Origin of the sequence: uncultured Parasphingopyxis sp., from assembly GCF_937129435.1 — a bacterium.
GTDB lineage: Bacteria > Pseudomonadota > Alphaproteobacteria > Sphingomonadales > Sphingomonadaceae > Parasphingopyxis.
This window is the reverse complement of the sequence record NZ_CAKZNF010000091.1, coordinates 45,382-69,621: the sequence shown is the minus strand read 5'-3', so window position 1 is coordinate 69,621 and position 24,240 is coordinate 45,382. Positions and strand designations below refer to the sequence as shown.

28 protein-coding genes and 1 riboswitch are annotated in these 24,240 nt (G+C 63.5%); of the genes, 14 read left to right on the top strand and 14 right to left on the bottom strand.

All coding sequences use genetic code 11. The annotated features are described in order from the left end of the window. The first annotated feature begins 340 nt into the window (after positions 1-340). Positions 341-922 carry a DUF188 domain-containing protein gene (locus Q0139_RS14910; protein ID WP_298023851.1) on the top strand — a complete coding sequence of 194 codons (582 nt, stop codon included), beginning with the start codon at positions 341-343 and terminating at the stop codon, positions 920-922. 44 nt (positions 923-966) lie between these two features. Here Q0139_RS14910 and Q0139_RS14905 read toward each other — a convergent pair whose 3' ends face one another. From Q0139_RS14905 to Q0139_RS14895, 3 genes are all read right to left on the bottom strand, one after another. Further along, positions 967-1,356: a type II toxin-antitoxin system death-on-curing family toxin gene (locus Q0139_RS14905; protein WP_298023848.1), complete on the bottom strand. Its 390-nt coding sequence runs from the start codon at positions 1,354-1,356 to the stop codon at positions 967-969. 133 nt (positions 1,357-1,489) lie between these two features. Beyond that, positions 1,490-1,717 carry an AbrB/MazE/SpoVT family DNA-binding domain-containing protein gene (locus tag Q0139_RS14900; protein WP_298023845.1) on the bottom strand — a complete coding sequence of 76 codons (228 nt, stop codon included), beginning with the start codon at positions 1,715-1,717 and terminating at the stop codon, positions 1,490-1,492. Positions 1,718-1,788: 71 nt separating this feature from the next. Further along, positions 1,789-2,562 carry a hypothetical protein gene (locus tag Q0139_RS14895; protein WP_298023842.1) on the bottom strand — a complete coding sequence of 258 codons (774 nt, stop codon included), beginning with the start codon at positions 2,560-2,562 and terminating at the stop codon, positions 1,789-1,791. On the opposite strand from Q0139_RS14895, the gene Q0139_RS15570 reads away from it, so the two are divergent. Continuing rightward, positions 2,552-3,079 (top strand): cytidine/deoxycytidylate deaminase family protein, encoded by a 528-nt coding sequence (locus Q0139_RS15570; protein WP_367180758.1) that lies wholly within the window; start codon positions 2,552-2,554, stop codon positions 3,077-3,079. The two genes, Q0139_RS14895 and Q0139_RS15570, sit on opposite strands and share 11 nt — an antisense overlap. Before the next feature lie 25 nt (positions 3,080-3,104). Here Q0139_RS15570 and thiC read toward each other — a convergent pair whose 3' ends face one another. Beyond that, positions 3,105-4,988, bottom strand: coding sequence for a phosphomethylpyrimidine synthase ThiC (gene thiC / locus Q0139_RS14890; RefSeq protein WP_298023840.1), 1,884 nt, complete (start codon positions 4,986-4,988; stop codon positions 3,105-3,107). 12 nt (positions 4,989-5,000) lie between these two features. After that, complete coding sequence (locus Q0139_RS14885) at positions 5,001-5,357, bottom strand: DUF2065 domain-containing protein (protein ID WP_298023838.1); 357 nt, start codon at positions 5,355-5,357, stop codon at positions 5,001-5,003. A gap of 106 nt (positions 5,358-5,463) precedes the next feature. Further along, positions 5,464-5,570, bottom strand: a riboswitch (TPP riboswitch). 134 nt (positions 5,571-5,704) lie between these two features. Here Q0139_RS14885 and Q0139_RS14880 point away from each other — a divergent pair. Genes Q0139_RS14880 through Q0139_RS14870 form a run of 3 tightly spaced genes read left to right on the top strand, consistent with a single transcriptional unit; the run spans position 5,705 to position 9,237 of the window. Continuing rightward, a complete protein-coding gene (locus tag Q0139_RS14880) occupies positions 5,705-6,859 on the top strand; it encodes a PepSY domain-containing protein (protein WP_298023836.1) in 1,155 nt (384 codons plus the stop codon). Continuing rightward, entirely contained in the window at positions 6,856-7,050 is a 195-nt protein-coding gene (locus Q0139_RS14875; protein ID WP_298023834.1) for a hypothetical protein, read from the top strand. The genes Q0139_RS14880 and Q0139_RS14875 overlap by 4 nt, the downstream gene beginning before the upstream one ends. A 21-nt stretch (positions 7,051-7,071) precedes the next feature. Further along, the gene (locus Q0139_RS14870; protein ID WP_298023832.1) at positions 7,072-9,237 is read left to right on the top strand and encodes a TonB-dependent receptor; all 2,166 of its coding nucleotides are present in this window, start codon (positions 7,072-7,074) and stop codon (positions 9,235-9,237) included. A 17-nt stretch (positions 9,238-9,254) separates the two neighbouring features. On the opposite strand, the gene Q0139_RS14865 is transcribed toward Q0139_RS14870, so the two are convergent. The 7 genes from Q0139_RS14865 to Q0139_RS14835 form a co-directional block, all read right to left on the bottom strand. Next, a complete protein-coding gene (locus tag Q0139_RS14865; protein WP_298023830.1) occupies positions 9,255-9,773 on the bottom strand; it encodes a hypothetical protein in 519 nt (172 codons plus the stop codon). A gap of 65 nt (positions 9,774-9,838) precedes the next feature. Continuing rightward, entirely contained in the window at positions 9,839-10,339 is a 501-nt protein-coding gene (locus Q0139_RS14860) for a DUF2569 family protein (protein ID WP_298023827.1), read from the bottom strand. Between the two features lie 83 nt (positions 10,340-10,422). Continuing rightward, on the bottom strand, positions 10,423-11,553 hold the full coding sequence (gene dinB / locus Q0139_RS14855; protein WP_298023824.1) for a DNA polymerase IV: 1,131 nt from the start codon (positions 11,551-11,553) through the stop codon (positions 10,423-10,425). Between the two features lie 25 nt (positions 11,554-11,578). Then, positions 11,579-11,968 carry a DUF2141 domain-containing protein gene (locus Q0139_RS14850; RefSeq protein ID WP_298023859.1) on the bottom strand — a complete coding sequence of 130 codons (390 nt, stop codon included), beginning with the start codon at positions 11,966-11,968 and terminating at the stop codon, positions 11,579-11,581. After that, complete coding sequence (locus Q0139_RS14845; RefSeq protein ID WP_298023821.1) at positions 11,937-12,725, bottom strand: sterol desaturase family protein; 789 nt, start codon at positions 12,723-12,725, stop codon at positions 11,937-11,939. The genes Q0139_RS14850 and Q0139_RS14845 overlap by 32 nt, the downstream gene beginning before the upstream one ends. A gap of 10 nt (positions 12,726-12,735) precedes the next feature. Beyond that, the gene (locus Q0139_RS14840; RefSeq protein WP_298023818.1) at positions 12,736-13,377 is read right to left on the bottom strand and encodes a TetR/AcrR family transcriptional regulator; all 642 of its coding nucleotides are present in this window, start codon (positions 13,375-13,377) and stop codon (positions 12,736-12,738) included. Next, positions 13,335-13,760, bottom strand: a complete 426-nt coding sequence (locus tag Q0139_RS14835) for a PaaI family thioesterase (protein ID WP_298023815.1) — start codon at positions 13,758-13,760, stop codon at positions 13,335-13,337. Before Q0139_RS14835 ends, Q0139_RS14840 begins: the two co-directional genes overlap by 43 nt. 114 nt (positions 13,761-13,874) lie before the next feature. On the opposite strand from Q0139_RS14835, the gene crtY reads away from it, so the two are divergent. The 4 genes from crtY (at position 13,875) to Q0139_RS14815 (ending at position 18,093) form a co-directional block, all read left to right on the top strand. Further along, positions 13,875-15,050: a lycopene beta-cyclase CrtY gene (gene crtY / locus Q0139_RS14830; RefSeq protein WP_298023812.1), complete on the top strand. Its 1,176-nt coding sequence runs from the start codon at positions 13,875-13,877 to the stop codon at positions 15,048-15,050. Then, a complete protein-coding gene (locus Q0139_RS14825; protein ID WP_298023809.1) occupies positions 15,047-16,528 on the top strand; it encodes a phytoene desaturase in 1,482 nt (493 codons plus the stop codon). The genes crtY and Q0139_RS14825 overlap by 4 nt, the downstream gene beginning before the upstream one ends. 130 nt (positions 16,529-16,658) lie before the next feature. Further along, positions 16,659-17,594: a phytoene/squalene synthase family protein gene (locus Q0139_RS14820; protein ID WP_298023807.1), complete on the top strand. Its 936-nt coding sequence runs from the start codon at positions 16,659-16,661 to the stop codon at positions 17,592-17,594. Continuing rightward, entirely contained in the window at positions 17,584-18,093 is a 510-nt protein-coding gene (locus Q0139_RS14815; protein ID WP_298023803.1) for an O-acetyl-ADP-ribose deacetylase, read from the top strand. Before Q0139_RS14820 ends, Q0139_RS14815 begins: the two co-directional genes overlap by 11 nt. A gap of 43 nt (positions 18,094-18,136) precedes the next feature. Here the strand turns inward: Q0139_RS14815 and Q0139_RS14810 are convergent, their stop codons facing one another. Beyond that, entirely contained in the window at positions 18,137-18,655 is a 519-nt protein-coding gene (locus Q0139_RS14810; RefSeq protein WP_298023800.1) for a sterol desaturase family protein, read from the bottom strand. A 361-nt stretch (positions 18,656-19,016) separates the two neighbouring features. Between Q0139_RS14810 and Q0139_RS14805 the strand changes: the two genes are divergently transcribed. The 5 genes from Q0139_RS14805 (at position 19,017) to Q0139_RS14785 (ending at position 23,187) form a co-directional block, all read left to right on the top strand. Further along, positions 19,017-19,370 (top strand): hypothetical protein, encoded by a 354-nt coding sequence (locus Q0139_RS14805; protein ID WP_298023798.1) that lies wholly within the window; start codon positions 19,017-19,019, stop codon positions 19,368-19,370. Positions 19,371-19,465: 95 nt separating this feature from the next. Continuing rightward, positions 19,466-20,659 (top strand): ADP-forming succinate--CoA ligase subunit beta, encoded by a 1,194-nt coding sequence (sucC, locus tag Q0139_RS14800; protein ID WP_298023795.1) that lies wholly within the window; start codon positions 19,466-19,468, stop codon positions 20,657-20,659. Between the two features lie 89 nt (positions 20,660-20,748). Further along, positions 20,749-21,495, top strand: coding sequence for an electron transfer flavoprotein subunit beta/FixA family protein (locus tag Q0139_RS14795; protein ID WP_298023792.1), 747 nt, complete (start codon positions 20,749-20,751; stop codon positions 21,493-21,495). 107 nt (positions 21,496-21,602) lie between these two features. Beyond that, complete coding sequence (locus Q0139_RS14790) at positions 21,603-22,532, top strand: electron transfer flavoprotein subunit alpha/FixB family protein (protein ID WP_298023789.1); 930 nt, start codon at positions 21,603-21,605, stop codon at positions 22,530-22,532. A 37-nt stretch (positions 22,533-22,569) separates the two neighbouring features. Next, the gene (locus Q0139_RS14785) at positions 22,570-23,187 is read left to right on the top strand and encodes a LysE family translocator (RefSeq protein WP_298023786.1); all 618 of its coding nucleotides are present in this window, start codon (positions 22,570-22,572) and stop codon (positions 23,185-23,187) included. Here the strand turns inward: Q0139_RS14785 and Q0139_RS14780 are convergent. Then, positions 23,184-24,161 carry an oxidoreductase gene (locus tag Q0139_RS14780; RefSeq protein ID WP_298023783.1) on the bottom strand — a complete coding sequence of 326 codons (978 nt, stop codon included), beginning with the start codon at positions 24,159-24,161 and terminating at the stop codon, positions 23,184-23,186. The two genes, Q0139_RS14785 and Q0139_RS14780, sit on opposite strands and share 4 nt — an antisense overlap. Between the last annotated feature and the right edge of the window lie 79 nt (positions 24,162-24,240).

Below are 24,240 nucleotides of genomic sequence, written 5' to 3'. Positions count from 1 at the left end.
GCCTCGCGCTCGGCGATCGCGCCGCCCGTCATCATCCGCAGCGTCCGCAGCCAGATCACCATGCCCATCTCCGCGCCGAGCATCCAGCTTTCAACGGCCAGCGCGGGCCATCCCGTTCCTTGCGATTTCATGAGGAAAATTCCTTCCGGCAGCGAATTGCTGCAATGCACAAACGCGCGGCGGGGCAGAAGGTGCCGCGTTGGCCTGATTACCCGTTGCCGAAGACGAAAGCGAATTGTTTGGGTCGAGGTTACGGTGGAGGCGGGACGATGGGCGCCCCAAAATTCTCGTGGCGTGGGGGCGCTGGCAAGTGGGCGGCGGAACGCCTAACGATTGCCGGGTGATCGACCCCGCCACCATCCCTGCCCCGACAATTCTTGTCGATGCCGACGCCTGCCCGGTGAAGGACGAGATCTACCGCGTCGCCGAACGCCACGGTGCGCATGTCCGCGTCGTCAGCAACTCACCCTTCCGCGTGCCGGTCAGCGATCGGGTGAAGCGCGTGGTGACGGATGGCCATAGCGTGCACATCTCGGGCGGCCCGCCGCCCGCAAGCGCGAACGCGCGCCCGAGCTTATGCGAGGAGCCAAGCGGGCCGGATGGCCCGCGCCCGGCGCCTGAGGGCCCGAAATATGACGCGGCGGACGACTGGATCGCGGAGCATGCGGACGGACGCAGCGTCGTGATCACCGCCGACATCCTGCTCGCCGATCGCTGCCTGAAGGCGGGCGCGCAGGTCCTCGCCCCCACCGGCAAACCCTTCGACGCCGCCAGCATCGGCGCCGCCGTCGCGACCCGCGCGATCATGGCCGACCTGCGCGCCGGCGCCGACGGCCTCACCGGCGGCCCGCCGCCCTTCAGCAAGGCCGATCGCTCGCGGTTTTTGCAGGCGCTCGATCGGGTGTTGGTGGGGATGGGGTGATGAGGCGCGATTAGTTTAGTACACTGTCGCCGCAATTCCCTCGTTCAGTCGGAATTGATGTGTTCGCGAAACCAGTTGGCCAGTTCTTCTTCTGTCAGTTCACTGGCGGCCAGCGCCACAAATGCGACGACCAGTTCGGCATCGGTCGCCGTCACGGAAAAGCCGTTGAGGTTCAGAAAGGATTCCGCGACGACCGCCGCCGTCCTTTTGTTGCCGTCGACGAAGGGATGGTTGCGCGCGATAGCGAAGGCATATGCGGATGCGAGCGCGGCGGCGTCGGGGTCGTCATAGGCGGCCAGGTTGCGCGGCCATGCCATCGCGCTTTCGAAGGCGCCGGCATCGCGTATCCCGTCACCCCCGCCATGCTCGACGAGCTGCCCGGCATGGGCGGCCAGCGCTACCGCATCGGATATCCAGAACCAGTGGTGCGCCATCAGATTCCCCTCCCGTTCGCGGGAGGGGCAGTGAGACTTGGGCTTGCGCAGCAAGTCCTAGCCGCAGCGGGGTGGGCAAGGCGCGTCGGTTCTGACCCACCCCCAACCCCTCCCGCAAGCGGGAGGGGAGCCATCACTTCGCCAATTCGCGCAACGCGCGCTTGCGCCGCGCCATCACCTCGCGCGCGACGGCCATCTGCTCGTCGAAATCGGGATCGCCCACCGACAGCTCGATCCCGCGCGGCGTGACGACGAGCGTCAGCGTCTCGCCGACCTCGTCACCCAGATGCGCGAGCACCGCCTTGGGCAGGATGACCCCGGCGCTGTTGCCGGTCTTCGTGATCTTGGGTGTGATGTTCATACGGGTGTTTTGACGGAGGGGGTGGGGCAATGACGGGAGTTTAGTGCACTGTCACTGTAATCCGAAGAAAATCAAGTTGTGCCGCCTGCTGCGTCCGCGTTTTCAGTTACGCCTGTTTCAGTTTCGGGAGGGTTGGATTCTTCCTCAGTCGTTTCGTCCGCTGGAGGGGTCGCTTCCTCCAATTCCGCGACGCGTTCTTCCAATGCGGACAAGTCCAATCGATCACCAACGGCTTCCATCCAAATCGAAACGCCCATCGGTATCAGCAGTGCGGCCAGAGCGATCGCGATACCCGCCCAGCCGATACCAACGGCCAGTTTTGGTAGTTTGAAGATGTTTCGTGCGACGTCATCAGTTAGACTGTCCATGTGTAAAAAGGTGTCCGAAAAGTGCCGACTTCGCTCAACGATGTCGGCGAGATATTGCGGATTGCTCCGCTGCACTTTTGAATAGCTCGTTCGCTCATGCTGAAGGAAAAGAACGCGGAAAAAGGGGTCTCGCTTTTTGAGTTGGATCGTCGATCCGCTGAAATTCACTAGCGCGGTTGCTAAGGGACCGTCCCATCCTGGATCGATCACTCCGACATTCAGCGCGAGAAGGCCCTTGTGGGTCCAACTTGTTTTCAGTGTTGCGAGACCGGTCGTTTTGTCATCGAAGGCGAAACGCTCACTTGAGACGACCCATACTATCCCACGCTTTCCGAGCAGATAGCTATCGCCCTCGACGACCGAGCCTTCGCATACTATCTCTCCGATTGTGGCGTCATATGTGGTCGAACGTCGGCTTTCCGATCGATCTCCGCTGACGATGCGACTTTCTGTGATTTGACCTCGATTGAGAATCATTACTTTGCATCCCACGCCTGCCTACAATAGCTCTATAGAAGCGGATCGTAAGTTTCTCCAGCTTGCCCAAGAAACAAGGTCTCAGTCGGATGATCCGAAAGCGGCTATCATGCCATCTTCGGGTGTAGGTTGCGTGATTGTCAAAGATGGAGAGATTCTTAGCACTTCGGCAAACGTGCTCCCGCCGATCGAAGCCGCTATTCTATTGAACGCGACTGGTGGGCAAATTAGCCCGGCGGATCGGTATCACCTGTTAGAGCATGCGGAGCGAGCGGCAATCTACAAAGCTATTTCAAAGTTCGGACCAATACACGGGTCTGATCTATACTGTAGCCGCTTTCCGTGCAGCGATTGTGCAAGAGCAATCGCTTGGTCAGGAATTCGACGCGTCATATTGGCCGAGGACCTGCCAAACCCTGAAGAACTGAACCCGGACGCGAGGCACTGGGTGGATTCCCAGCGCGCGGCGGCTCGCATTTTTGAGGCTGCAGGCATTCAATTGACCGTGATTCGCTGATGTTGGCAGACGGAAGGTAGCCGTCTCAATCCTCCGGCAAATACATCCGCTCACCCTTCTCCCGGTAAACCTCGCTCATCTTCGCCATTCCATCGCGCGCTTCTTCGGCCTCTTCGGCGGAGGTCTCGCGCTTGATGTTCTCGCTCGCCAGATAGCTGTCCGAATTCTGCTTCGCCGCGAACTCCCTCACCTCCTGCGTGATCTTCATCGAGCAGAATTTCGGCCCGCACATCGAGCAGAAGTGCGCCGTCTTCGCGCCCTCGGCCGGGAGGGTCTGGTCGTGGAACTGCTCCGCCGTGTCGGGGTCGAGCGACAGGTTGAACTGGTCGCGCCAGCGGAATTCGAAGCGGGCTTTGGAGAGCGCATCGTCGCGGACCTTGGCGGCCGGGTGGCCCTTGGCGAGGTCGGCGGCGTGGGCGGCGAGTTTGTAGGTGACGACGCCGACCTTGACATCGTCGCGGTCGGGCAGGCCCAGATGCTCCTTGGGCGTGACGTAGCAGAGCATCGCGGTGCCGTACCAGCCGATCTGCGCGGCGCCGATGCCGCTGGTGATATGGTCGTAGCCGGGCGCGATGTCGGTGGTGAGGGGCCCTAGCGTGTAGAAGGGCGCCTCGCCGCACGCTTCCAGCTGCTTGTCCATATTCTCCTTGATCTTGTGCATCGGCACATGGCCGGGGCCCTCGATCATCACCTGGACGTCCTGTTCCCAGGCCTGTTTGGTGAGCTCACCCAGCGTGTAGAGCTCGGCGAACTGGGCCTCGTCATTGGCGTCGGCGATCGAGCCGGGGCGCAGGCCGTCGCCCAGGCTGAAGGCGATGTCATAGGCCTTCATGATCTCGCAGATCTCGCCGAAGCGTTCGTAGAGGAAGCTCTCCTTGTGGTGGGCGAGGCACCATTTCGCCATGATCGATCCGCCGCGGCTGACGATGCCGGTGACGCGCTTGGCGGTCATCGGGACATAGGGCAGCCGCACGCCCGCATGGATGGTGAAATAGTCGACGCCCTGCTCGGCCTGCTCGATCAGGGTGTCGCGGAAGATTTCCCAGGTCAGGTCCTCGGCGATGCCGCCGGTCTTTTCGAGCGCCTGGTAGATCGGGACGGTGCCGATCGGCACGGGGCTGTTGCGGATGATCCATTCGCGCGTGTCGTGGATGTTGCGGCCGGTGGAGAGGTCCATCACGGTGTCCGCGCCCCAGCGGATCGACCAGACCATCTTGTCGACCTCGGCGGCGACGTCGCTGGCGACGGCCGAGTTGCCGATATTGGCGTTGACCTTGACGAGGAAGTTGCGGCCGATCGCCATCGGTTCGCTTTCGGGGTGGTTGATGTTGTTGGGGATGATCGCGCGGCCTCGGGCGACCTCGTCGCGGACGAATTCGGGGGTGACGTAATCGGGGATGGCAGCGCCCCAGTCCTCGCCGTCGCGCACATATTCGGCGAGCCGCTCGCGGCCCAGATTCTCGCGCTCGGCGACATATTCCATCTCGGGCGTGATGATCCCCTTGCGAGCATAGTGCATCTGGGTGACGTTGGATCCCGGCTTGGCGCGCAGGGGGCGCTTGACGACATTGGGGAAAGTCGCGACCCCGCCGCTGCGATCCGGCCCGAGCTGGCCGTTATCCTCGGGCTTCACATCGCGCGCGTCATAGCTCTCGACATCGCCGCGCGCCTCGATCCATTCGCGGCGTAGTGCGGGGAGACCCGCCATGATGTCGATATTGGCTTCGGGGTCGGTGTAAGGACCCGACGTATCATAGACCCGGATCGAAGGCTCGCCGCCCTCCAGATCGATCTCGCGCATCGCGACGCGGATGCCGCTCCCCGAATGCGCGGCGACATGGACCTTGCGGCTGCCCCGGATCGGGCCTGTCGTAACGCCGATCTCGGTCTTTGCGGGAATGTCGGCCATGGGGAGATACTCCTAGATATAAACGGGATAGGTTTCGGCAGTGTAGGCGCAGAAGATCAGCACCGCGCCGGCGACGACGGACAGCAGCGCGAACAGCCTGACCCAGGGCATGAAGTAGCGGGCAAGCGCGAGCAGGGGGCCGGGAAAGGAGATCAGGATCAGCCCCTCGATCGCGGCCGCCCAGCCGATCAGCGTGATGAATACGGAGAACGCGTCGAACCAGAGGTCGTGCAACAGCGCGATCGTCACGCCGATCGTGAAGGTGACGATGCCGGTGATATAGGCAAGGCCCGGAGAATCGGAGAGGCTGTCGATCATCCCCATCCAGCGGCGCGGCGTCGCCAGTCCGCCAAGCCCCGCGGCGACCATGTATGCGCCGATGGCATATCCGAGATAGACGGTGATCGGGAATGCGGTGGCGATGGCCGGCCTCCTTCGATGCTTTCGGAGAAAGGCGGCTTTCGGGCCAATGGTGCCGGCCCGCGCCTTCCCTCCCTCCGCCGGGATCAACCGGATCAGGTTCTGCGGGTCCGGACGGACTTGTACCGCCCTCTCAGCCTCGTGGCGCCCCGGGGAAATCATGCCTCTAGCAGCTTGTCGCGGCGGGTGAAAGCGGGTTCGGCTGACGATCGACTTCGCGCTTGCACAATGAGGTTGCGGTCTGTAGGCGCTAATGCGAGCGATTATCATTAACAGGATGAGCCGATCACCGCCGCATGACCCGCCGCACCATCAAGAGCTGGTTCCTGATCCATAAATGGACGAGCATCGTATCGACGCTCTTCCTGCTGATGCTATGCATCACCGGCCTGCCGCTGATCTTCCATGACGAGATCGAGGCGGCGCTGGGCGAGGATGCGGAGGCGGCACTGGCGGGCGAAGCCTCGTCGGCGGGCGGCCTGCCGCTCGATACGATGCTCGATCGCGCGCTGGCCGAACGGCAGGGCGAGGTGCCGCTCTTCATGGCGTTCAGCAACGACAGCCCGCTGCTCACCGTCACGACCGGGCCGGCGCCCGATGCGCCGGGCGAGGCGATGACGCTGCTCTTCTTCGATCGGGCAACGGGTGAGAGCCTCGGTCCGGCGCCGGGCGGCGGCGTCATGGATTTTCTGCTACAGCTCCATACCGACATGTTCCTTGGCCTGCCCGGCATGCTCTTCCTCGGCGCGATGGGCGTGTTCTTCGTCGTCGCGATCGTCTCGGGCGTGGTCCTCTATGCGCCGTTTATGCGGCGGCTGCGCTTCGGGACACTGCGCACGGCGCGATCCAAACGCGTCAAATGGCTCGACTGGCACAACCTTCTCGGCGCGACGACACTTGCCTGGGCGCTCGTCGTCGGCGTGACGGGCGCGATCAACGCCTTTGCCGACCCTCTCGTCGAACAGTGGCAGAACAGCGAACTCGCCGACATGACCGCCGCCTATGAGGGCGCCGCGCCGCTGCCGCCCGAACGCTACGGGTCGCTGGATCGCGCCATGGCGTCGGCGCGCGCCGCGCAGCCCGGGCTGAACCCGCAATTCATCGCCTTTCCCGGCGGCGACTGGAGCTCGCGGCACCATTATGCCGTCTTCTTCCAGGGCGGCACGCCGCTGACCCGCCATCTTCTCACCCCGGCGCTGATCGATGCGGAGACGGGCGAGCTCACCGATATGCGTGCCATGCCCTGGTACAACCAGGCGCTGATGCTCTCCAAGCCGCTGCATTTCGGCGATTATGGCGCGATCCCGCTCAAGATCCTCTGGGCGCTGCTCGACCTCGCGACGATCGTGGTGCTGGTGTCGGGCCTCTATCTCTGGCTCGGCAAGCGCGGCCGTTCGACCGACGAGCGCGTGGCGGAAATCGCCGCCGGCGCCGTGGGCCAGCCCGCATGACCGGCGCCCGCTCACGCAGCCGCCGCTCGCTCGGCCAGGTGTTTCTCGTGCCCGCGATCCTCGCGCTCGCCAGCCTTGTCGGCCTTGTCAGCGGCCTGACCGGCGACGGCGTGCGCGACGCGCTGAGCTGGGCGCTGCTGACTTTACCCCTTCTCGCCATCGCCATTGCCTGGCGGCGGCGATCTTCCTGACCTTAAAAAGAAAGACCATCCGTGAAACTCTTCCTGACCCTTCCGCTCCTCGCCATCGCTCTCGCGGCGGGTCCCGCGCTCGCCCAGCCGGAGCGCGGCGATAATTCCGACGCGGCGCAGATCGTCGTCACGGCGCAGCGCGAGAATCAGACCGAGGTGCTCAATTCGGGCGATCTCGGCGTGCTCGGTGACAAGGACGCGATGGAGGTGCCCTTCACCGTCCGCGCTTATGACGAAACGCTGATCCTGAACCAGCAGCCGCAGACGATCGGCGAGGTGCTGGAGAACGACCCGACGATCCGCACGACCTACGGCTTTGGCAATGCCGCCGAACAGTTCGTCATCCGCGGCTTCACGCTGTTCGGCGACGATGTCGGACTGAACGGGCTGTACGGCATCGCGCCGCGCCAGTTGATCGCGCCCGAACTGTTCGACCAGGTGCAGGTGCTGAACGGCGCCACCGCCTTCCTCAACGGCGCGGCACCGGGCGGATCGGGCATCGGCGGCAGCGTCGACCTGATCCTCAAGCGCGCCGATGCCGATCCGCTGACGCGCGCGACGCTGGGCTATACCTCGAACGAACATTTCGGCGGCAGCTTCGATGTCGGACGGCGTTTCGGCGATGCGGGCCAGTTCGGCATCCGCGTCAACGGCGCCTTCCGCAGCGGCGATGTCGGCATCGACGACGAGTTCCGCCGGACGCGTGTCATCGGCGCGGGCTTCGACTGGGACGGCGGCGATGTCCGCCTGTCGCTCGATCTCGGCTATCAGCGCGTCGAGGTCGACCGGCTCCGTCCGAAGGTGACACTGGCGACGACGACCATCCCGCGCGTGCCCGACTCCGATGCCAACTACGCCCAGCCCTATACCTATACCGATCTGCGCGATTATTTCGGCATATTCGGGATCGAATGGCACGTCGCCGACAACGCGCTCTTGTACGCCTCCTTCGGCGCGCGCGACGGGCGCGAGGACGGCATTTACGGCGGCATCACCGTGACCGATGCGGCGACGGGCGCGGCGAACGGCACCGCGCTCTTCGTGCCGCGCACCGACAATAACGAAGCGGCCGAGGCGGGCATGCGGATCGCTCTCGGCTCGGCGATCACGCACGAGATCAATCTGGGCGGAAACATCTCATGGCAGACCAATCGCAACGCCTATGATTTCCTCTATGGGCCCGGTTTCGCCGGCTTCGCGACCAATCTCTACGATACGCCCATCGTGCCGATACCGAGTTCGACGCTCGTCGGCGGCGATCTCGACGATCCGTTCCCGATCTCGAAGACGCGGCAGGGCAGCGTCTTCGCTTCCGACACGATCGGTTTCTGGGACGACCGGATCCTGCTCACCGGCGGTCTCAGACTGCAGACGATCCGTGTCGAGAGCTTCGATTATTTCACCGCCGCGCGTTCGAGCCTCTACAGCGAGGACGCGGTAACGCCGGTCGCGGGCATCGTCGTCCGGCCAACAGAGCAGATCTCTCTCTTCGCCAACCGGATCGAGGGACTGCAGCAAGGGCCGGTCGCGCCGCTTGACCCGGTGCTCGTCAACCCGGGGCAGACCTTCGCGCCGTTCCGCTCGACCCAGTATGAGGTCGGCGGCAAGCTCGAACTCGGTCGGTTCAATGCAAGCCTCGCGCTGTTCCAGACCGAACTGCCGAGCGCCTTCGCCGTCCCTGTCGATCCGGCGAACCCTGCCGGCCAGCAGGTCTTCGGGATCAATGGCGAACAGCGAAACCGGGGGCTCGAACTGACGCTCGACGGCGAACCGGTCGACGGACTGCGGCTGATCGGCGGCCTCGCCGTCTACGATGCCGAGCTGCGCGACACGGCCGGCGGCGCAAACGACGGCAACGAAGCGGTCGGCGTGCCAGATTTCACCGTCAACGCCAATGTCGAATGGGACGTGCCGTTCCTGCCCGGCTTCACGCTGACGGGCCGCGTCGTCCATACCGGCGAGCAGCAGGTCAACCAGGCGAATACGCTGACGCTCGAGGACTGGACACGTTTCGACCTCGGCGCGCGCTATGTTTTTGCGGCGGGCGAGACGCCGGTAACGCTGCGCTTCCGCGTCGATAATATCGCCGACGACCGCTATTGGGCGTCCTCGTTCGACGCGTTCAACGCGGCCCTGCTGCAAGGCGCGCCGCGCACGTTCAAGCTATCGGTCTCGGCCGATTTCTAGCCCGGATGGTGCCGGGATCAGGCGAAGACGTCGCCGATCTCGGGTTCGTCCTCGCCCTGAAAATAGGTGTATTCGACGCGCATCGACCGATTGAAATAAACGGTCCAGCCGATCGCCCAGCCCAGTGCCAACACCGCCTGGATCGGCCGCGCCTTGATGAAGAAGATGATCATGTCGATCGTGTACATCAGCGGCGCGCCGGCCGAGATCGCCCAGACCGCGACATAGCCGGTCCAGAGCAGCGCGAAGCTCGCCCAGGCGCCGGCGATGGCCCAGGTGACGCTTTCGGGCGTGCGATAATGATAAAGCCGGTGCGCGACGAACGCGCCGATCGCGACTTCCGCCGCGACGAGCAGGCCGAGCCCGGCGATCAGCCATGTCTGGTCCGACATCGGAATGAACAACCCCTCCGCCGTACCCGACGACACAAGCTGGTACCCGCGAAGGAGATCGGCGAGCGGAATGACCGCGCATTGCCCAATAACGAAAAAAAGCAACCAGCCGCTGACTCCACTTGGATATTCGCGATCGTTCATGGTGTCCCTCACGTAAAAACTGTCGACCGTTCGAACGCACTTGCAGATACGAGCGATGCCGTCCGTCAGGTAAAGACCTCTTCGGTTTCCCCGTCACGCGATTCGAGATAGGTTTGCCGAACGCGCTCGGACATCGAGAAATAGGCAGTCCAGATTCCGGCCCAGATCAACGGCCGGATTAACTCGAAAGGCGATTCCTCGAAACTGGCGGCGAACAGGCCGCCGAACGGCATTCCGAGGAACTGGGCGAGGATGAATATGCCGAGCGCTGGCAGGACGAGCGCGCTGACCCAGATCACGATGCGCGTAATCCGGATCGTCTCGGGATTATAGACCTTGATCAGGCGATAGCAGGTATAGACGAACAGCGCGATTTCCCCGGCGATGAAGAGCGTGAAGATCGTCCGGAACAGCGACCAGTTTTCGATCTGCGCCTGGAAGAATATCGAATCCGCGCCATATAGCATCGGATAGACCGACGCGATTTCGACCAAAGGCGTCAACACGCCAAGCCCGATGGTGAACAGGATCAGCCAGCCGCCGAAGCCGTAGAGATCGCGTTCCATTTCCTACCCCCCTTTTGCCCGACGGAGGTGATCAGCCGATTCCTTTTCCCGGTCAATCGCGGAAATCGCCCGGCGATGATTGCCTAGAGACCGAAATCGAGTTGCGCGGAATGTGCGTCCGTTTCCCGCTCGCCGGCGTCCGCATTGCCGAAGCCCGACATCGTCAGTCCGAGGAGGCGCACACCGCGCGGATCGGGAATCAGCGTGTCGAGCAGGTCGCAGCCGATGGCAAGAAGCTCCTCGCGGCTCGCGACCGGCTCGGGAAGCGATCGGGCGCGGGTCGGCGTGACGAAATCGGCATATCGCAGCTTGAGCGTCACGGTGCGGCCGAAACTCTCCGATTTCTGCGCGCGCTCCCACACCACATCGGCGATCTCGCCCAGTCTTTCGATCATCGCATCGCGGTCGTGCAAGTCGTCGCCATAGGTGCGTTCCGCGCCCAGCGATTTGCGGATGCGATGGCTGCGGACGGGCCGGTCGTCGATCCCGCGTGCCGCGCGATAGTAATATCGCCCCGAACTGCGAAAGCGCGCTTCGAGAAATTCGAGGCTGCACGCGCGCAGGTCTGCCCCCGTCTCGATGCCGAGCGCCTGCATCTTTTCCGCCGTCTTGGGGCCGACACCGTGGAAGCGGCGCACGGGCAGCGCCGCAACGAACGCTGCGCCTTGCTTGGGTGTGACGACGCAAATGCCGTCGGGCTTGTTCTGGTCGGAAGCGAGCTTGGCGAGGAACTTGTTGTAGGAAACGCCGGCCGATGCCGTCAGGCCGGTCGCGTCGCGAATGCGCTCCCGGATTTCCTCCGCGATTGCCGTCGCGGTGGGAAGCTTGCGGCAGGCGGTCACGTCCAGATAGGCCTCGTCGAGCGAGAGCGGTTCGACCAGATCGGTATAGTCGCGAAAGATCGCGCGGATCTGGTTGGAGACGGCGCGATAGACGTCGAAGCGCGATTTGACGAAGATCAGGTCTGGGCAGCGCCGCTTCGCCGTCACCGAGGGCATCGCCGACTTCACCCCGAATTTGCGCGCCTCGTAGCTCGCCGCCGCGACGACGCCCCGCCCGCTCGATCCGCCGACGGCGACGGGCTTGCCGCGCAGCTCGGGATTATCGCGCTGCTCCACGCTCGCGAAAAAGGCATCCATGTCGATATGGATGATCTTGCGCAGCGGCGGCGGTTCGTCGGACGTGTCGGACACCGGCGCAATATGGCGCAGCACGCAGCCGGTGCGAAGGGGTTAGCCCCTAGAGGAAATAGCGCATCCTTATGTCCTGCCGCCCTTCGCCGTTCGACAGCGTAAAGCGGGCGGCGGAGAAGGCCGGCGGGCCGAAGGTGAAGCGCGGGTTGCGCGAAAAGCCGATGCCTTCGCGCGGGATACCGGCGAAGCGATCGAGCCGGTCATTGCTGTTCTCGTCATGGACGATGGAGACGGCATAGCCACCGGACGGAAGGTTGGTAAACCGGGCAGTTAGCGACCCGTCGGCGCGGATGCTGCGCGTGATGCGGTTTGGATCTTCTTCGCAATCGGGAAAATAATCGTCGTCGCGCGTTACGCAGATATGCAGCATGCCCTCGTCCGACCGCATCCGCTCGACATTGACGTCAAGCCGCGCGCTCGGGCTCGTGCCCGCCAGCGCCGCGAACAGGCCCGCCGCCGCGCCCGCCTTGGCCAGCGAAATGCCCCAACCCCTTGTCCGTTCGGCAAAGCCGGTCCCAGAAACGGAAATATAGCCCATAATTGCACCTGTACTCAGCATGATGGCGTTGATGATGGCTCGCCGTGATCAGCCATCGCCCCAATATCCCGTCAACGATGAACCTCGGGAAAATCTCCCATCCCATATGGTTCGTCACACCCATTACCGTCATGATCGTCAAAACGACAGCCAGCGCGGCGATATGGATGGGGATCAGGAAAACGAGGACGGGAATGACGATCGCACCGGTCACCGCCTCGATCGGATGAAAGCTCATCGCCGCCCATGCGGTGGGCGGGCGGCTGTCATGGTGGACGGCATGGGCGATCCGGAACCAGCGCGGCCGGTGCATCAGCCGGTGCGTCCAGTAAAACCAGGTGTCGTGCGCGAAGAGATAGGCGAGGATCGACACCGGCCAGTACCAGAGTGGCATCGCGCCGATCTCGCCGTAAATCATTGTCCAGCCCTGCGTATCCCAGCCCCAGGCGACGATTCCGGCTGGGATGCCGTAGATCGCGGCACTGGCGAGCGACCACCACATTTCGCGCCCGATTTGCGGTTTGAGATCGCGGTAAAGGCCGGGCCGCGTCCGCTCGGTAAGCCAGGCGAAAAAACCCGACGCCGCCAGATAGCGCAAGCCGACGATCAGCGTCATGGCGAAAGCGGAGAAGAGAATGGCAAGGGTGACCGGCATCGCGCCGGTCTTAGGCGAACATCGTCTCCGCGTCACGCCGTTCGAACAAGGTGGCCACGTCCAGCAGCGGACGCGTCGATTGAAGCGCCCGGGCGAGGCCGGTTGCGCCGCAATAGATCGCGAACATAAGGCTGGCGGCGGTAAAAGCCTCATCCGTCCCTTTCTCGCCAATCAGCCGGCACAATGCATGCCCGACAGCTTCAACGTTGCGGCTTACGGCCTCGGCAATCACCGGTTCGTGCGGCACACCCTCATCGGCGAGCATCATGAGCAGGCTACCCTCGGCAAAATCGCGTTTCTGGAGCCATTCCGCCGTGTCGCGGGCCGCGCGCGCGAGGAACTGCGCCGCGCCGACCGACTTGGCGCGAGCGCGCTCCATGGCATCGACGATTTCATTCCCGAGCCAGTCGGCCGCGGCAGCCGCCAACTCGGTCTTACCGCCCGGAAAATGATGGTAGAAGCAGCCCTTGGGAAGCTTCGTCTCGGCCAGGATCGCCGCCACGCCGACCGCATGATAGCCGTTGCGTTGAAACAGCTTCACGGCGGCGGCGATCAGCCGATCGCGCGTTGCCGCATCGGTGAGCGGCTCTCGTTCCGCAGCGAGCAGCATCACCGCGCTAGGACCGCGACCGACACCAGCGTCGTCGCGCACAGCTTCGGCGCTTCGTCCGCCTTTTCGCTGAAGACCTTGCCGTCCACCGTCACCGTTCGTTTCCCCGCCCGGATCACGGTCGCGTGAACACGGATACGGTCTCCATCGGCGGGGCGGAGAAAATGCAGCGTCGAGGACGCCGTGACGACATCCCCCGCAACGGTCGACGCCGCCCAGGCGCAGGCGGTGTCCGCCAGCGAGGTTACGCAACCGCCATGGAAGAAGCCATGATGCTGGGTCAGCTCATCGCGCATTTCCAGCGTCAGTTCGTCCTCACCATTACCGGCGCCGAGACAATCGAAATCGAACCATCGATTGAATCCGGCGACCTTCGCATTGGCTTCGAGACGGGCGACGGTGGACGGGTCGGAATAGCTTCGCATAGGCCTTCCCTGCCATAATTAGACCGATCGGTCTAGATCATTTCGACCAGCGCGTTTGCACATCGCACCGAGCCTCCTAGGTTGGACGGATCGAAGCGGCGCAAAAAAGGGAGCATGAAACCGACCATGGCCACCGGCCCGACATGCGATGTCGCCATTCTGGGCGGGGGGCTGGCCGGCGGTTTGATCGCGCTCGAGTTGCACCGGCGCCGGCCCGACCTTTCGGTGCTTGTGGTCGAAGAGAGCGAAAAGCTGGGTGGCAACCATCGCTGGTCGTTCTTCGAAAGCGATGTCGATGCCGACGGGATGGCGCTGCTCGGACCGATGATCGGGCGCAGCTGGGACGGGTATGAAGTCCGCTTCCCGGCCCATCGGCGCGAACTCGACACACGCTATCACACGATCAAGTCGAGCGATTTCGAACGGGTACTTCGCGACACACTCCCGCGAGAGGCGATCCGTTCGGGCGATCGCGTGCTCGGCGCAACGACCGACGCGGTCGTCCTTTCCAATGGCGAGCGGATCGAGGCCGGCGGCGTGATCGACGCGCGCGGCGCGGGCGATTTGACGCTGCTCGAATGCGGATGGCAGAAATTCGTCGGCGTCGAAATCGAGACCGAAGAGCCGCACGGGCAGGAGTTGCCCGTGGTGATGGACGCGACGGTCGAGCAGATCGACGGCTATCGCTTCGTCTATGTGTTGCCGCTCTCCGGCACGCGCATCTTCATCGAGGACACCTATTATAGCAACCTGCCGGCAATGGACGCGAAGGCGATCGAACAGCGCTGCCTCGATTATGCCGAGACCAAAGGCTGGATCATCGATGCCGTGGTGCACCGGGAAAAGGGGGTGCTGCCGGTGACCTGCACGGGGGGAAAGTTCGGCGAATATTGGCGATCCGGCGGCAAGGCAGCCAAGGCGGGCGTGCGCGCCGGGCTGTTTCATCCCGTCACCGGCTATTCGCTTCCCGATGCCGTGCGAACCGCGCAGATGGTGGCGAAACGGAGTGACTTTTCGGGCGAAGCTCTGCGCGATGCGATGCTCACCATGGCGGCCGGCCATTGGCGCGCGGGCGGCTTCTACCGCATGCTCGACACGATGATGTTCCGCGGCGCGGGCACCGAAGACCGCTACAAGATCCTCGAACGGTTTTACACGCTCGATGCCGGGCTTATAGAGCGCTTCTACGCGGGTCGCAGTCGCTGGTCCGATAAGCTGCGTATCGTCTCCGGCAAGCCGCCCATCCCGGTCGGTCGCGGATTGAAGGCGCTGATGGGGAGCAAGGCATGAGCAAGGCAGCCGTGATCGGCGCGGGCTTCGGCGGTCTAGCGCTCGCCATCCGGTTGCAGTCGGCGGGAATCGAAACGACGGTGATCGAAGCCCGCGACAAGCCCGGCGGCCGCGCCTATCATTGGGAGCGCGACGGCTTCACTTTCGACGCCGGCCCCACCGTCATCACCGATCCGAACTGCCTCGCTGAGCTCTGGCAGCTGACCGGCGCCGACATCGCAGCGGATGTCGATCTTATGCCGGTGATGCCCTTCTATCGCCTCAACTGGCCCGACGGTACGAGCTTCGACTATTCGAACGACGAGGTCGAACTCACGCGCGAGATCGAGAAGCTCAATCCGGCCGATGTCGAGGGCTATCGCCGGTTCCTGACCTATTCCGCCGGAGTCTTCGAGGAAGGCTATGAGAAGCTGGGCGCGGTACCGTTTCTCGATTTCAAGTCGATGCTCCGCGCCGCGCCGCAACTGGCGAAGAAGCAGGCCTGGCGCTCGGTCTATTCGATCGTCTCGAGCTATGTGAAGAACGAGAAGCTGCGCGAGGCACTGTCCTTCCATACACTGCTCGTCGGCGGCAGTCCGATGAAGACGAGTGCCATTTACGCGCTGATCCACAAGCTGGAAAAGGACGGCGGCGTGTGGTTCGCGAAAGGTGGCACCAATCGCCTGATTGCCGGGATGATCACCCATTTCGAACGGCTCGGCGGCACCGTCCGGCTCGGCGATCCGGTGACCAAGATCGAAACGCTCGGCGAGCGGGTGACAGGCGTTGCCTGCGAGAGCGGCTGGCGCGACGATGTCGACGCGCTCGCCTCCAACGCCGACATCGTCCACAGCTATCGCGACCTGCTGACCGATACCAAGCGCGGCGAACGGGCGGCGCGCAGCCTGGAGAAGAAGAGCTTCTCCCCTTCGCTCTTCGTCGTCCATTTCGGGGTCGAGGGCAGTTGGCCCGGCATCCCGCACCATATGATCCTGTTCGGCCCGCGCTATGACGGGCTGCTCAAGGACATTTACGATCACGGCGTCCTGGCCGAGGATTTCTCGCTCTATCTCCATCACCCTACGGTCACCGACCCTTCGATGGCGCCGGAAGGATGTTCGACATTTTACGCGCTCGCGCCCGTGCCTCATCTCGGGAAATTCCCGGCCGACTGGGACGCGATCGGCGAGGACTATGCGAACCGCATCCTCGACCATGTCGAAGCGCGGCTGATCCCGGGCCTGCGCGACCGGATCGTGACCAGATTCTGGTACACGCCGCAGGATTTTGCCGGCGACCTCAACGCCCATCTGGGCAGCGCCTTCAGCCTCGAGCCCCTACTGACGCAGAGCGCCTGGTTCCGCGTCCACAACCGCGACGATGTCGTCTCCAACCTCTATTTCGTCGGCGCCGGGACGCATCCGGGCGCCGGCATTCCGGGTGTCGTCGGCAGCGCCAAGGCGACCGCCGGGTTGATGCTCGATGATCTGCGGCAATAACTTAGATCGGCCCGTGACAACGAAAAATCCCCTCCCCTTCAGGGGAGGGGTTGGGGTGGGGGCGTTCCACAAGCACCGCGCTCAACGGACAGCCCCCACCCCCGGCCCCTCCCCTGAAGGGGAGGGGTGAGTGAAGCGCGCCGAACTCGTCGAACACGCCCGCGAGACGATCGCGCGCGGATCGTACAGCTTTGCGATGGCGTCGAAACTGTTCGACAGGAAAACGCGCGAGCGGGTGTGGCTGCTCTACGCCTGGTGCCGCCGCTGCGACGATCTCGCCGATGGGCAGGAACTGGGGCACGACATGCAGGCCGTCGCCGATCCGATGGCGCGGCTGGAGGAAATCCGCGCCCGCACCGCACGCGCGCTCGCCGGCGAACCGGCTGGCGACCCCTGTTTCGACGCGCTCGGCATCGTCGCCGCCGAATGCGCGATTCCGCATCGCTATATCGAGGACCATATCGCCGGTTTCGCGCTCGATGCCGAGGGCTGGGTGCCCGAAACCGAAACCGATTTGCTGCGCTATTGCTATCATGTCGCCGGTGTCGTCGGGATCATGATGGCGCATGTCATGGGCGTCGATCCTGCGGACAAGCGAACGATGAACCGCGCCTGCGACCTCGGCCTCGCCTTTCAGCTTTCGAATATCGCGCGCGACATCGGGGAAGACGCGTTCAACGGCCGCTGCTATCTGCCGCGACGCTGGCTGGCCGATGCGAACGTCGATCCGACGGCGCTCGAACAACAGTCCAATCGCCCTGCCCTTGCTGCCATGGCGGGCCGGCTCGCCGATATGGCGCAGCTCTATGAAGCGAGCGCACGGCGCGGCACGCCCGCCCTCCCCTTCCGCTCCGCATGGGCGGTGCTGGCCGCTGCGGGCATCTACGGCGCGATCGCGCGCAAGGTGCGCGAGGCGGGCGAGGAAGCGCTCGACAGTCGCCAGGTCACGACACGCACCGAAAAGATGCGCTGGCTGATCCGCGCCTTCTATCAGGCGCGTGGCCGCAAGCGCCTCTTCCGGGACGAGCCGCGCAGCGATGTGCTATGGAGCCGGCATGACCGATGACCGGATCGTGGCCCGCAAGGCCGACATCACGACGCTCGACGTCGACGCCATCGTCAATGCGGCGAATGAAGGCCTGCGCGGAGGTGGCGGCGCCGACGGCGCGATCCACCGCGCCGCCGGGCCGAAATTGCTCGCCGCCTGCAAAAAAATCGGCGGCTGCCCTACCGGCGAAGCCGTCATTACGCCGGGTTTCGATCTCCCGGCCGATTACGTCATCCACACGGTCGGGCCGGTCTGGACAGGCGGCAATGCGAGCGAACCCGAACTGCTCGCCGCCTGCTATCGCAACAGTCTGTCGCTGGCGGCCGATCACGATATCGCCAGCATCGCCTTCCCGGCGATCAGCTGCGGCGTCTACGGCTATCCGGTCGAACAGGCCGTGGCTATTGCGGTGCGCGAAGTGCGCGATTTCCTCCGAAGCAACCGCGCGATCGGGCAGGTCACCTTCGCCTGTTTCGGCGAGACGATGCTGGAGCAGTATCGCACGGAACTGACCTGATCCCTGCGATCGGCAAGCCATCTCAGAAAATCAGGCGGTGTATTCACCGCTCCGCCGTCGCCCTCTCCCCACGCGGCGCGCGCACACCGGCGCGTTCCCTGCGCTTCAATTCCGCCTTCAACTCCTCGGGCTTCGGTGCCCAGAGGAAGCCGAAGCTCACCGTGCCGTGCTTTGTCTCGACGACATGGTGCAGCCGGTGCGCCTGGATGATGCGTTTCATATAGGCCGATTTCGGCAGGTAACGATGGTTGAGCCGCTTGTGCACGATCACGTCGTGAAAGCCGAAATAGATGGCGCCATAGGCCGCGATCCCCGCGCCGATCCAGGTGAAGCCCGGCCACCAGCCGAGCTGCACGCCGCCCAGCAGCATGACGAAGGACGGTACCGCGAAGATCAGCGCATAGAAATCGTTGAGTTCCCAATTGCCTATACGCGGTTCGTGATGGCTCTTGTGCAGAAACCAGCCCGGCCCGTGCATCACCCAGCGATGCGCGACATAGGCCACGCCCTCCATGAAGAGGACGGTTGCGAAGAAAAGGAGGAGGCCGAGCGCCCAGTGCATAGGGAGTGATATAGCGAAGCGCCGTGCGTGATGCGAGGGGCGCAACACGCGATTTGACATTCACCATTTCGTGCCGGACTTCATCAACATGTACTTGCACGCTCGGCCGGGACGAGTTTTCCACATATCCGAGTCCTCGCATGTTCTGCGTGCCCTCGGTTCAGCCGGCGTCTGCATTGGAATGGGCTACTGGGCATATCGCCTATGGCCGTACATCGAACCAAATTTCTGGTCGTGGCTGGAGTTCGCTTTTCCAATCGCGGTCTCATTGGTGACACTGTACTTTTTCGTCGTACATCTGGTGACACTGTACTTTTTCGTCGTACATCTAATGATGCTATATGTGACCTCTGGCGGATACATGTCCGTCAGCGACGACGGCATGTGGCTGCTTCCCTATGGAAAACGGGTTATAGGATGGTCCGAGATATCGACCATTCGCGCGAAAAAATACTATCATCGAGGGATGTATATGGGCACCAATTTGTGTGTCGATTTCGTATGTCCCGACGACTTTGTGGAAAAGAACGTGTTCGGATCAAGGTTTGGATCGAAGGGCTGGGCCCGGGCGAATCGATTTTTGGGAGGCGCGGATTTCGAAATGGATTTCGGTACGTTCGAGGCCTCCCGAGAAGAGATCATGGCCGCTATCCATTCCAGCTCCAACGGGCAGTTCGGCGAACCCGCAACCACATCCGCGCAAGCGGATATCTAAGCCAACCCACCCTTTTCACGCCCGCCCGACTATGCTTTAGCCGCTAGCCGAATCCACCCGACTCACGGACCCAATCGAAGGAGCGCGCCCGCGCCATGAACATTCACGAATATCAGGCCAAGGAACTGCTCGGAAAATTCGGCGTCGGCGTCCCCAAGGGGATTGCGGCGACCACGGTCGAAGACGCGGTGGCGGCGGCCGAACAGCTGCCCGGCCCGCTCTACGTCGTGAAGGCGCAGATCCATGCCGGCGGGCGCGGCAAGGGCAAGTTCAAGGAGCTGGGGCCGGATGCCAAGGGCGGCGTGCGGCTCGCCAAGTCGATCGACGATGTCCGTACCGACGCCGAGGAGATGCTGCACAACACGCTCGTCACCGTGCAGACGGGCGAAGCCGGCAAGGAGGTGAACCGCCTCTACGTCACCGACGGCGTCGACATCAAAGAGGAATATTATCTCGCGCTGCTCGTCGACCGCGCGTCGGGACGCGTCGCGATGGTCGTTTCGACCGAAGGCGGCATGGACATCGAGGCGGTCGCGCACGAGACCCCCGAAAAGATCGCAACGATCACGATCGATCCGCTCGCGGGCTTCACGGAAGCGGACGGGCGCAAGGCGGCCGAAGCGCTGAAACTCGAAGGCGATCTCGCCGATGCCTGCGTCAAGCTCACCGCCAATCTCTACGAGGCGTTCACCAAACTCGACTGTTCGATGCTGGAGATCAATCCGCTGGTCGAAACCGATGGCGGCGAGTTGCTCGTTCTCGACACCAAGATGAGCTTCGATTCCAATGCCGATTTCCGGCACCCGGAATATGCCGAACTGCGCGACGAGAGCGAAGAGGACCCGATGGAGCTCGAGGCATCGAAGCATGACCTCGCCTATATCAAGCTCGACGGCAATATCGGCTGCATGGTCAACGGCGCCGGCCTTGCCATGGCGACGATGGACATCATCAAGCTGAACGGGGCCTTCCCCGCCAATTTCCTCGACGTCGGCGGCGGCGCTTCGAAGGAAAAGGTGACCGCCGCGTTCAAGATCATCCTGTCCGATCCGGCGGTCGAGGGCATCCTCGTCAACATCTTCGGCGGGATCATGAAATGCGACATCATCGCCGAGGGCATCGTCGCCGCGGCGAAGGAAGTGGATCTCGACGTGCCGCTGGTCGTTAGACTGGAAGGCACGAATGTCGAAAAGGGCAAGGAGATCCTGAACAATTCGGGCCTCAAGATCGTCAGCGCCGACGATCTGGGCGATGCGGCGCGCAAGATCGTCGCCGAGGTGAAGAAATAGTCGCCGCGCTGGACATATTGCAGCGCAACATGCTAGTGACGTTTACGTGAACGTAAAGCGGGCCGGAAGAGCCCTGGAGGACTGAAACGATGAAAATTCTGGTGCCCGTGAAGCGGGTGATCGATTACAATGTGAAGCCGCGCGTCAAGGCGGACGGGTCGGGCGTGGATCTGGCCAACGTCAAGATGAGCATGAACCCGTTCGACGAAATCTCCGTTGAGGAGGCGATCCGCCTCAAGGAAGCCGGCAAGGCCGAGGAAATCGTCGCCGTGTCGATCGGCCCGGCCAAGGCGACCGAAACGCTGCGCACCGCGCTGGCGATGGGCGCCGACCGCGCGATCCTGGTCGAGACCGATGACGAGGTCGAACCGCTCGCCGTCGCCAAGATCCTCAAGGCCATTGTCGATGAGGAAAGCCCCAGGCTCGTCATCACCGGCAAGCAGGCGATCGACGACGACAGCAACCAGACCGGGCAGATGCTCGCCGCGCTGCTCGGCTGGGGCCAGGGCACCTTCGCCAACACGGTCGAGGTCGAGGGCGAGGCCATCACCGTGAAGCGCGAGATTGACGGCGGCCTGCAGACGGTGAAGCTGAACCTTCCCGCCGTCGTCACCACCGATCTTCGCTTGAACGAGCCGCGCTATGCCTCGCTGCCGAACATCATGAAGGCGAAGTCGAAGCCGCTCGATACGAAAACGCCTGGCGATTACGGCGTCGACACCACGCCGCGCCTGACCACCACCAATGTCGGCGAACCGCCCAAGCGCGAAGCCGGGGAGATCCTCGAAGATGTCGACGCGCTTGTGGCGAAGCTGAAGGATATGGGGGTCGCATAGGCACCCTACCCCGTTTGGGCTGAGCCTGTCGAAGCCCTGCACTTTTTGAAGAAATCAGCCCTTCGACAAGCTCAGGGCCAACGGATAGAGGAAAAGGAGCGAATAGAATGAAAACGCTCGTCTGGGTCGAACACGACAATAACCATGTCGCCGATGCAACGCTCGCCGCCGTCACCGCGGCCGGGAAGCTCGGCGAAGTCCATCTGCTCGTCGCGGGTGAAAATTGCGGCGGCGTCGCCGATGCGGCCGCCAAGATCGCCGGCGTGGGCAAGGTCCATGTCGCCGACGATGCTGCCTATGGCCATCACTTGGCCGAGAACATCGCGCCGCTGGTCGCCGAACTGATGGGCGATCATGACGCCTTCGTCGCGCCCGCCACGACGACCGGCAAGAACGTCGCGCCGCGCGTCGCCGCGCTGCTCGATGTAATGCAGATTTCCGACATCCTCTCGGTCGAGGGCGACAAGACCTTCACGCGGCCGATCTATGCCGGCAACGCGATCGCGACGGTCGAGAGCGCGGACGCGAAGCTCGTCATCACCGTGCGCGGCACGGCCTTCGAAAAGGCCGCGACCGAAGGCGGATCGGGCATCGTCGAGGCCGTCTCCGGCCCGACCGACGCCGGGCTTTCGAGCTTCGTCTCCGAAGAGATCGCCGAGAGCGACCGGCCCGAGCTCACCAGCGCCAAGATCATCGTCTCGGGCGGCCGCGCGCTGGGATCGGGCGAGAAGTTCGAGGAGGTCATCACCCCGCTCGCCGACAAGCTCGGCGCCGGCATCGGCGCCTCGCGCGCCGCGGTCGATGCGGGCTATGTCCCCAACGACTATCAGGTCGGCCAGACCGGCAAGATCGTCGCCCCCGAACTCTACATCGCCATCGGCATCTCCGGCGCGATCCAACACCTTGCCGGCATGAAGGACTCCAAGACCATCGTCGCCATCAACAAGGACGAAGACGCACCCATCTTCCAGGTCGCCGATTACGGCCTGGTCGCGGATCTGTTCAAGGCGGTGCCGGAGCTGACGGAGAAGCTGTAAGCTTTTCTCAAATCCTATCGCGTGGCAGGGCGTCCCGATGGACGCCCTGCCCGCCTTCCTCCTGACTGCGCTCGTGATCGAACTGACGCCGGGACCGAATATGGCCTATCTGGCGCTGATTTCGGCCGTTGAGGGACGGCGGGCGGGACTGGCCGCTACGGCGGGCGTAGCGCTCGGGCTGGCGCTGATCGGTATCGGAGCGGCGCTGGGCCTTGCCGCGCTGATCGCAGCTTCCCCCCTCACCTTCGCCGTCCTGCGATGGGCCGGAGCGCTCTATCTCCTGTGGCTCGCCTATGAGGCGTGGCAGGGCACCGGTGAAGTTTCGCCGGGCCGGACCGCGCCAACGCACGCGGCTGCCGATCACTTCCGGCGCGGGCTTGTCGTCAACCTGCTCAACCCGAAGGCAGGCTTGTTCTACATCGCGATCCTGCCAGGCTTCGTCGACCCCGAGCAGGCGGTCGCGGCGCAGACCGCGATCCTGACGGGCGCCTATGTCGCACTCGCGACAGCCATCCACCTGACCATCGTCGCCCTCGCCGGAACCCTCCGCCCCTGGCTGACCGAGGAAGCTCGCCAGCGCACGGCGCGCCGAATCTTTGCCACACTGCTCGTCGCGGTGGCGGCGTGGTTTCTGTACTCGACGCGGCTGGCCTAGGCCTCGCCTATCATCTCCTCGCTCATCGCCCAGAGCCGCTCCGCCGCCTCATCTTCGCAGATATGCGGGTCAGCGCCGCGGTAGCGGGCCATGGGGCCCTCGGGATCGGTGGGTTCGGCGATGTCGCAATCCTCGCAATAGACGCCCGGCTTGCCTTCGAGCTTTGGGCTGATCGCGGCCCAGAGCGTCGTCGAGCAGCCCTGTTCGGGGGTCTTGAACCCGGCCTTCGCCATTTCGGACAACTCGCCATTCTCGTCGAGCCAGCCGAGCGCGATCATTTCCTCCTGCGGCAGATGGCGCTGCAGCGGGGTGAAGATGCCGCCGGGATGAACAGCGAAGGCGAGCCCGCCGCTGTCCTTCAGCCGCCGCGATAGCGCATTGGCAAACAGCGCATTGGCCGATTTCGCCTGCCCATAGGCTTGCCACTTCTCATAGGGTTCCATTTCGAAATTCGGATCGTCCCAACGGATTCCGGAAAGCTTGTGGCCTGTGGACGAGAGCGCGATGACGCGGCAGCCGGGCGTCTTTTCGAGCAACGGCATCAGCTTCCGCGTCAGCTCGAAATGCCCCAAATGATTGGTGCCGAACTGCAACTCCCAGCCCGCGCCGATATGTTCTTCGGGGCAAGCCATAACGCCGGCATTGTTGATGAGGAGGTCGAGGCTCTCCAGCTCTTCCAGCATCTTATCGCCAAAGGCACGGACGGACGGAATGTCCGCCAGGTCCATTTCCTCGATCCGGACGTCGCCCTCGACATCGGCGAGCGCTTCCTTCGCCTTGGGAATGTTGCGCGCGGGAATGATGACTTGGACGCCTTTGGCCGCGAGCGCGCGGACCGTTTCGAGCCCGATCCCGCTATAGCCGCCGGTCACGATTGCCGTCTTTCCGGCAAGATCGATATCCGCTATGATGTTCGCACCGTCGGTTTTCGCCGGGAAGCCCGAATCCACCGGCACCTGGTCTTTGATCGCCATCACACATTCTCTCGTTGCTTTTTCCGCAGGCTAGGGCGTGCTCACACGCAGCGCAAAGAAAAAGCCCGGCCGGGCATTG